At 73.6% G+C, this 1,716-nt stretch carries 3 protein-coding genes; 2 read left to right on the top strand and 1 reads right to left on the bottom strand.

The features are described from left to right. Both ACTUAL_RS31605 and panB read left to right on the top strand, forming a co-directional pair. A partial coding sequence (locus ACTUAL_RS31605) for a hypothetical protein (protein WP_440902784.1) occupies positions 1-392 on the top strand: 392 nt, incomplete at its 5' end. Between the two features lie 242 nt (positions 393-634). After that, on the top strand, positions 635-1,498 hold the full coding sequence (gene panB / locus ACTUAL_RS31600; protein WP_096491626.1) for a 3-methyl-2-oxobutanoate hydroxymethyltransferase: 864 nt from the start codon (positions 635-637) through the stop codon (positions 1,496-1,498). 72 nt (positions 1,499-1,570) lie between these two features. Here panB and ACTUAL_RS31595 read toward each other — a convergent pair. Beyond that, a partial coding sequence (locus ACTUAL_RS31595) for a DUF397 domain-containing protein (protein WP_440902785.1) occupies positions 1,571-1,716 on the bottom strand: 146 nt, incomplete at its 5' end.

The raw sequence follows: 1,716 nt of genomic DNA, 5'->3' as shown, positions 1-1,716 counted from the left end.
CGGGGCGGCGGTGGGGGGCGGTGCTGGGGTGGGGCGGGCCGCTGCTGCGCCGGGTGGCGATGGCGGTGACCACGTTCGGGCGACAGGACCGCGCCCCCGGAAGGCTGGTGCGGCGGGTGTACGGGCGGGCGCCGGTGGGTCTGGCGGTGCTGGCGGAGCTGGCGTCGTTCCCCGAGCAGGTGGCGCGGGTGCAGGAGCTGCGGGCGGGGACCGCGCTGCCGGACGTGCCGTTCGAGGTGCTGGCCCCGGCGGCGCGGCCGGAGCTGGCGGCGATCGCGGGGATGTCGGCGCGCGGGCGGCTGGTGGTGGTGCCGGGGAGCAGGCACATGGTGCACGTGGACCGGCCGGACGCGGTGGCGCTCGCGGTGCTGCGGGCGGCGGGGCTGCGGTGAGCCCGTCGGGCGGGTAGTCCGGGCGGGTAGTCCGGGCGGGTCGTCCGGACGGGTCGTCCGGACGGGTCGTCCGGGGGGCGTTCCGGGGCCGTCCGGCGCGGCGTTCGGGGGTTGCGCGAAGCGTGTGAGGCTACTCGCACGGGGTGACGCCGGGGTGGTGGCGGTGCGACCCTGGAGGGGTGCACCGTGCACCAAGGCCCGGAGACCCGCTGGAGCGGGCTTCGAGGGAAGGACGGTCGACGATGACCTCGAGCGCTGAGGTTCCCGCGCCCTACGGGACCGGGGCCGGTGGGCCCGCCGGTCCACCCGCCAAGCGGGTCCGCATCCACCACCTGCAGGAGTTGAAGGACCGCGGCGAGCCGTGGCCCATGCTCACCTCGTACGACATGTACACCGCCGAGCTGTTCGACGAGGCGGGCATCCCGGTCCTGCTGGTCGGGGACTCGGCGTCCAACAACGTCTACGGCTACGAGTCCTCCATCCCGGTGACCGTGGACGAGCTGCTGCCACTCGTCCGGGGGGTCACCCGAGCGGTGAAGCGCTCACTCGTCGTGGCCGACCTGCCGTTCGGCTCCTACCAGGTGTCGGTGGAGCAGGCCGTGGCGACGGCGGTCCGGTTCATGAAGGAGGGCCGGGCGCACGCGGTGAAGCTGGAGGGCGGGCGCGCGTTCGCGCCGCACATCCGGGCCATCGTGGACGCCGGCATCCCCGTCATGGCCCACATCGGGTTCACCCCCCAGCACGAGCACCAACTCGGCGGGTTCCGCGTGCAGGGCCGCAACGAGGCCTTCGACGCCGTCGTCGCCGACGCCCACGCCGTGCAGCAGGCCGGGGCGTTCTCCGTGGTGCTGGAGATGGTCACCTCCGAGGTCGCCAAGAAGATCACCCACGAACTGCGCATCCCCACCGTCGGCATCGGCGCCGGACCCGACACCGACGCCCAGGTGCTGGTGTGGCAGGACATGATGGGCCTGCGCCGCGGCAAGGGACCCCGGTTCGTCAAGCGCTACGCCGACCTCGCCGGAATCATGGGCGACGCCGCCCGCGAGTACGCCGCCGAAGTGCGCGGACACCGGTTCCCCGGACCCGAGCACTCGTTCCACTGAGCGATTCAGCTTCAGCACCGACCGGTGGCCGCTCCCCCTCGCCGGGGTGGCGGCCACCGCCGTTCCCCAGGATCAGCGGCGTTGCCCGAGCAGAAAAGCGCTGAAAGCCGCCGAGGAGAAGGAGAGGCGGGGCTCCGGCGACTTCGAGTCGCGGACACCGATGTGCTCACCCGGCACGGCCCCGAAGCGAACCTCGACGCACTCGTTGTTGGCACCAC

The organism is Actinosynnema sp., assembly GCF_052038725.1.
This window is presented reverse-complemented; position numbering and strand designations above follow the sequence as displayed.